Annotated in this window: 4 protein-coding genes; 1 reads left to right on the top strand and 3 read right to left on the bottom strand. The window is 61.3% G+C overall.

The features are described from left to right. Positions 1–138: 138 nt before the first annotated feature. Positions 139–924 carry an SDR family oxidoreductase gene (locus AC1DUU_RS21535; RefSeq protein WP_476785427.1) on the top strand — a complete coding sequence of 262 codons (786 nt, stop codon included), beginning with the start codon at positions 139–141 and terminating at the stop codon, positions 922–924. 519 nt (positions 925–1,443) lie between these two features. Here the strand turns inward: AC1DUU_RS21535 and AC1DUU_RS21530 are convergent. The 3 genes from AC1DUU_RS21530 to AC1DUU_RS21520 all read right to left on the bottom strand — a co-directional run. Continuing rightward, on the bottom strand, positions 1,444–2,469 hold the full coding sequence (locus tag AC1DUU_RS21530) for a linear amide C-N hydrolase (RefSeq protein ID WP_476785426.1): 1,026 nt from the start codon (positions 2,467–2,469) through the stop codon (positions 1,444–1,446). A 74-nt stretch (positions 2,470–2,543) separates the two neighbouring features. Beyond that, on the bottom strand, positions 2,544–3,359 hold the full coding sequence (locus AC1DUU_RS21525; protein ID WP_476785428.1) for a porin family protein: 816 nt from the start codon (positions 3,357–3,359) through the stop codon (positions 2,544–2,546). A gap of 513 nt (positions 3,360–3,872) precedes the next feature. Further along, on the bottom strand, positions 3,873–5,527 hold a 1,655-nt coding region (locus tag AC1DUU_RS21520; protein WP_476785425.1), incomplete at its 5' end, for a dipeptide ABC transporter ATP-binding protein.

Here is a 5,527-nt window from a genome sequence, read left to right as displayed (position 1 = left end):
AGCATATCCTGGCGCAGCGTGGCGCCATCAAGTCGCCAGTCATGCGCAAGCCGCGCCAGCTTCTCAACGCGCTGGACCTAAAGGACATCGCCTTCCTGGTCGAACGCCAGGCGCGCTATCTCGAAAGGATCGGCTAATATGGAACTCGGCTTGTCGGGCAAGAAGGCTCTCGTTCTGGGCGCCAGYCGGGGCCTTGGTGCCGCCATTGCGAGATCGCTGGCGATGGAGGGGGCAAATGTCTATGCAGCCGCGCGGAACACTGACCGGATCGCCGAATGGGTCGCAACGCTTCCCGCGGAAAAGGAGGCGGCAGTCACCTCCTTGCGTCTCGACCTCGCCGATCTTGCCTCGGTGGAGGCGTTGGCACGGCAGATTGATGCTGCCGGTGGTGTCGATATTCTCGTCAACAACAGCGGGGGACCAGCGCCATCGAGTGCGGAAAACGCGCCGCGTGCCGACTGGATCGCTCAATTCGAGGCCATGACAGCCAACGTTATCCATCTCACGCAGGCGCTCCTGCCAGCTATGAAGAAACGCGGTTGGGGACGCATCGTCACGATTGCGTCCTCCGGTGTCGAGCAGCCCATCGCCAATCTGGCCATTTCCAACGGAGTGCGCGCTGCATTGGTCGGGTGGTCGAAGACACTGGCTGGCGAAGTTGCGGGGCACGGCATCACCACCAACGTGGTGTTGCCAGGAAGGATTGGAACCGAGCGGGTCGCTTCTCTCGATGCCAGTGCCGCGCAACGGACTGGCACCGACCCTGTGGAAGTTGCGCGTCAGTCGGCGGCGACCATTCCGGTAGGCCGGTATGGCAGACCGGAGGAGTTTGYCGACGTGGTGACATTTCTGGCAAGCGAGCGAGCGTCCTACGTGACAGGTTCGCTCATAAGGGTCGACGGGGGAATGATACGTTCGATCTAGCCTAGTTGCGAGGTCTCTGCTGCCTGTGACCCTGCCTTTCGGCATCGATAGCTTCCAAGCCGGGTGGCTGAGAGTCATGCGTGAAGTGAGGATCGTACGCTGTCGTCAGCACGGTCATCTGGGGGCTATCTTTCGGCGGGTCAGCGACGCTGTTCCAGACAGCATCAGCCAGGGCCGCGGGCTAGTAGGCAGTAGGGAACTTGCACAGGGCACGAATGGCGGCTTATCGCCGGATGTTCCCAAATCCGGACCATCTGCAAACGGCCCCCGCTCTGCCGTCCGTGGGAAACCGAACGAATGGCAAGTTTCGCGCGGCGACGGAGGCACCCCGAACGGCGACAATGAGGTCGTTTGCTGCCAAAGGTCACCAGTCGCCACGCAGCGTCGAATTCGGGGTGGGAAACGGACTGGCGGGTTTCCAATCGGCTGGCCAAAAAGCAGCCTTGGTCGCGACGGTAACGTTTCTACCACAAGGCGAGGAGCGAACCTTCATATCCGTCCGTCATACTCTACTTTCCTTCATTCGGCCTCCATGAAGTCGAACGGCTTTGCAGGGACGAACTGGCTCGATGCCTCGCCGGCAAGGACACGGGCCATGTCCACCCCGAGATCCAGTTTGCGGACATGCGCGCCTTCGGAGAAGTCGAGCTTCTTCAAATCCACCCAGAAAACGTTGGGTGACGTTGCCGATTCGCCATAGAAAAGCATGCTCTTCTGATCCGCCACCACACGCCAGCGGGTCGTGGAAAGGTTAGGTGCTTCGGGAATGCTTACGCCATAGGGTGCCGAAGCGTTGCGGATAACGCTGAACACAGCAGCGGCGGCAATCCGAGGGTCGTCGCTTTGGGTCACCRCATTGATGTAGAAGCCGGCGCGCACAAAACGGTCTTCGGAACGGCCACTGCCGGGGAGGAATTTGAGGGAGTCGACCGCGCTCCAGTATCTCTGGTTGGCGAGCTGGTCGCCATAGGGCGGGTCGTTCGTTACCACCTGATACGCGCGGTCATGATGGATGCTAAGCTTTCCGTCGATCCACTCAAGAACGGCACTGTCACCGGTGGCATCGGAGAGCGTCAGATGCAGCGGTGCGAGACTGCCTGGACGGCCCGGCACCTCACCGCTTACCACCTCCACGGCATGGCTGCGCGCGTATTCGACGCCCTCCGAGACCGTTGCGAACTGATCGAGGTAGAACTGCGCCCAGATCGAGAGGGACATACGAGGCGTCGTCCCGTCGTCCTCCGGGAACTTTGTGGCGTTGAGCCATAGCAGGCTGGCGTTGAGGCCGGCTTCGTTCATGCCGTCGACCGTAGAGATGTCATAGCCGGAGACGGCCAGGCTGCCGAACTTCGATGTCCATTCCATCGAACGCGAACCGGCGGCTCCATTTCGTTTCATCCCGCGAGGAAAGACCCAGAAGTTGCTGACCATCGGATCCTTGAAGTCCATGTTGCGGCCCGTGAGATTCCGCCCGTCAGGCCCCTGATAGACGACCCGTGTGCAGGCCTGGGCCTCGGCGGTCAGCARCGCCGCAGCGGCAGTCAAGGCGGCTAGAATGCGTGTGAATCGAGACATGTTGAACACCAATCCGTAAGAAAACTGCGCGAAACCTTTGCCGATCAGAACCGATAGGTCATGCCGAGAACCGGGCCGCTGAGGCGCGTGTCATAGACGTGACCGTTGTGATCGTAATCGACGTCGAGCACCTTGTAGCCCACGGAGGCGGAAAGGTGCTCGCTGAAGACGTGGTTGACGGTAGCCAGCGCCGACCATGTGAGATCGGAACCAGCGCCGAAGCCACCGATGTCGGCCTGCCCCTGAAGGGACAGCTTTTCCGTTAGGGGAAGGAAGGCGCGCAGGCCGACCAGCGGATCGACCCAGCCGAAGCTCTCGTCGTGGCTGACGGACCCGCTTATACCGCCAAGGCTCCCGGTAAGCTTTACATCGTTAGAGATGTACCAGAAGCGCGCGCCGCCAAGGGCATCGAGGGTGAACTGCTGCGTATCGATGACCCGGTAGCCGCCCATCAATGTCGCGGTGAATTGTTTCGTATCGACCTTCGCATCGATGTTGCCGCCCGACGGTATCACGCCGACGCCGGGGATCGTGAATGCCGGCAGCGGTCCGGTATCGTGGCTGTCCGTCGTATCGACATACATGATGTCGCCCGAGAAGACCAAGCGGTCGTAGCGTCCCCAAATATTGACGAAACCGCCGAAGTTTAGGTCGTCTATGACGTCGGAGAATGACTTTTCGACGCCGATGGTCGGGGCCCGCCCGAACGGCGAAATATGTCCATCGAGGCCGGCCGCCCACATATAGGGCGTGACCTGCAAGGCCCAGTTTGGAGGTTTCACCAGGCCGTGATCTTCCGGCACGTCGAGGGTAGCGTCCGCGCCATATACGGAATGTGCGCTGCAGAGGGATAAGGCAATGACAACGGCATACCAAGGCGACAGAACCGCGCCTATGCGGGCGAAGATTGATTGCTCTTGGCGATTGCGACAGGCGGAGTCCCGAGCCTGGATCAGGTGTTGATAATTTTCGCCAAATCGCAACAGCACGATAGCCCCACACTAATTGCAACTATGTTACGTAGACTGACGAAGTTCGTTAAAATCAGTTGTGTCGAGCGCTGTGTGTCCTGGTTTTGCAGAGTTCCCAAAAACCTGCGACAGATATGATCCAAGACCACTGCGATCTGCAAGGTCCGCTTTAAGCGTTCTCCCCTCCTGCCATGAATAGCAGAGATGAGGTCGGTAGTTGCCCCTAGCAACCTCGAAGCGGACACGTTCACCGTTCACCACCTTCGCCTTTGGAAAAACGGCCTGCACATCAGCAGTACTCGCCCAATGCGAGCCTCGCGTTRCCTTCCTTCTCGGCCATTGCATCGCTTGGCCCCATTGTCCACGAACCTTACGCCGCAGACAATGTGACAGCGCCGTGGCCTAGACGGAGAGCTGTGGGACGGCTGCGAGCAGCATCTTCGTGTAGGCGTGGGCAGGTTCGTCAAACAGCGTGCTCACCTCCGCCTCCTCGACGATCTCACCGCGCCGCATCACCACGACGCGGTCGCAGAGGTGGCGGACCACGGACAAGTCATGGCTGATGAACAGCAGCGTCAGATTCAGGCTGCGGCGCAATGTGATCAACAGGTTGATGACCTGCGCCTGGATCGAAACGTCGAGCGAGGCCACCGGCTCGTCGCAGACAATCAGTTCGGGCTGCATGGCCAGCGCGCGGGCAATGGCGATGCGCTGGCGCTGTCCGCCGGAGAACTGGTGCGGATAGCGGTCGGCGAGCACAGGGTCAAGCGCCACCGCCTTCAGCCAGCGGTTCACATAGGCGCGTGCTTCGGCGCGGCTGCACAGACGGTGCGCGATCGGACCTTCGGCCATGGACTGGAAGATCGTGCGGCGCGGATCCAAAGAAGCGTAGGGGTCCTGGAAGATCATCTGCACATTCGTGCCAAGCTTGCTACCGTCGGCGCGCACGACGCGCCCGTTGACACGCACCGCTCCGCTGGTCGGGCTGYACATGCCGCAGACGATGCGCCCGAGCGTCGACTTGCCGGAGCCGGATTCGCCGACCAGCCCAAGCACTTCACCACGCGCGATAGTCAGCTTGGCGCCGTTGACCGCGTGCACGACCGGCGACGGCCTAGCGAGCCCCAGCCGCTCGGCCAGACGGAAGCGACCCACTGGCTGCTGGAAGATCATGTCGACGTTGTCGACCTGCACGAACGAAGCATCCGATCCGGAGGGCTCGGTTGCGGGAACGGCGGTGGCCGGCGCATCGATCGGCCCCGCCGCCTCGGTCGTGGCCGAGTTCAGCAGCTGGCCGGGCTTGGAGCGCGACGGCAAAGCATCGAGAAGTTCGCGCGTATAGGCGTGTTGCGGCGCGCCAAGCACCTGATCCATTGGACCCGACTCGACGATGCGGCCATGGCGCATGACAGCGACTTTCTGCGAGATCGACGAAACGACCGCCAGATCGTGACTGACCCAGATCATCGAGATGCCGAGCTCGGCAACGAGCGCCTTGATCTCCTTCAGGATGTCGGCCTGCACCGACACGTCGAGCGCGGTCGTCGGTTCGTCGGCGATCACCAGCTTGGGGTTGTGCAGCAGCGCGATTGCGATGGCGACGCGCTGGCGCATGCCGCCGGAGAACTGATGCGGATACTGGTCGACCTTGTGCTCTGGGTCGACGATGCGCACCCGTGCCAGTGCCTCGACGGCGCGTCGCCTGACCTCGGCGTCAGAGGCCTTGTTATGGGCGCGGATCGCCATGCCGATCTGGTCGATGATCTTCAGCACCGGGTTGAGGGTCATCATCGGGTCCTGGAAGACCATCGAGATTTCGCGACCGCGGATTTTGCGCAGCTCCGCCTGCGGCAGGCCGACCAGCTCTCGTCCATTGAGCCGGATGGAGCTGCCGTCCTGTATCTTGCCCGGCTGATCGATCAGCCCAATGATGGAAAAGCCGGTGATTGATTTGCCCGAACCGGACTCGCCGACCAGTCCCATGATCTCGCCCTTGGCGAGAGAAAAGGAAATGCCGTCGACCGACTTCACCACACCGCGCTCAGTGTGGAAATAGG

It is taken from the genome of Aminobacter sp. P4_H6_2, assembly GCF_056400805.1.
This window is presented reverse-complemented; position numbering and strand designations above follow the sequence as displayed.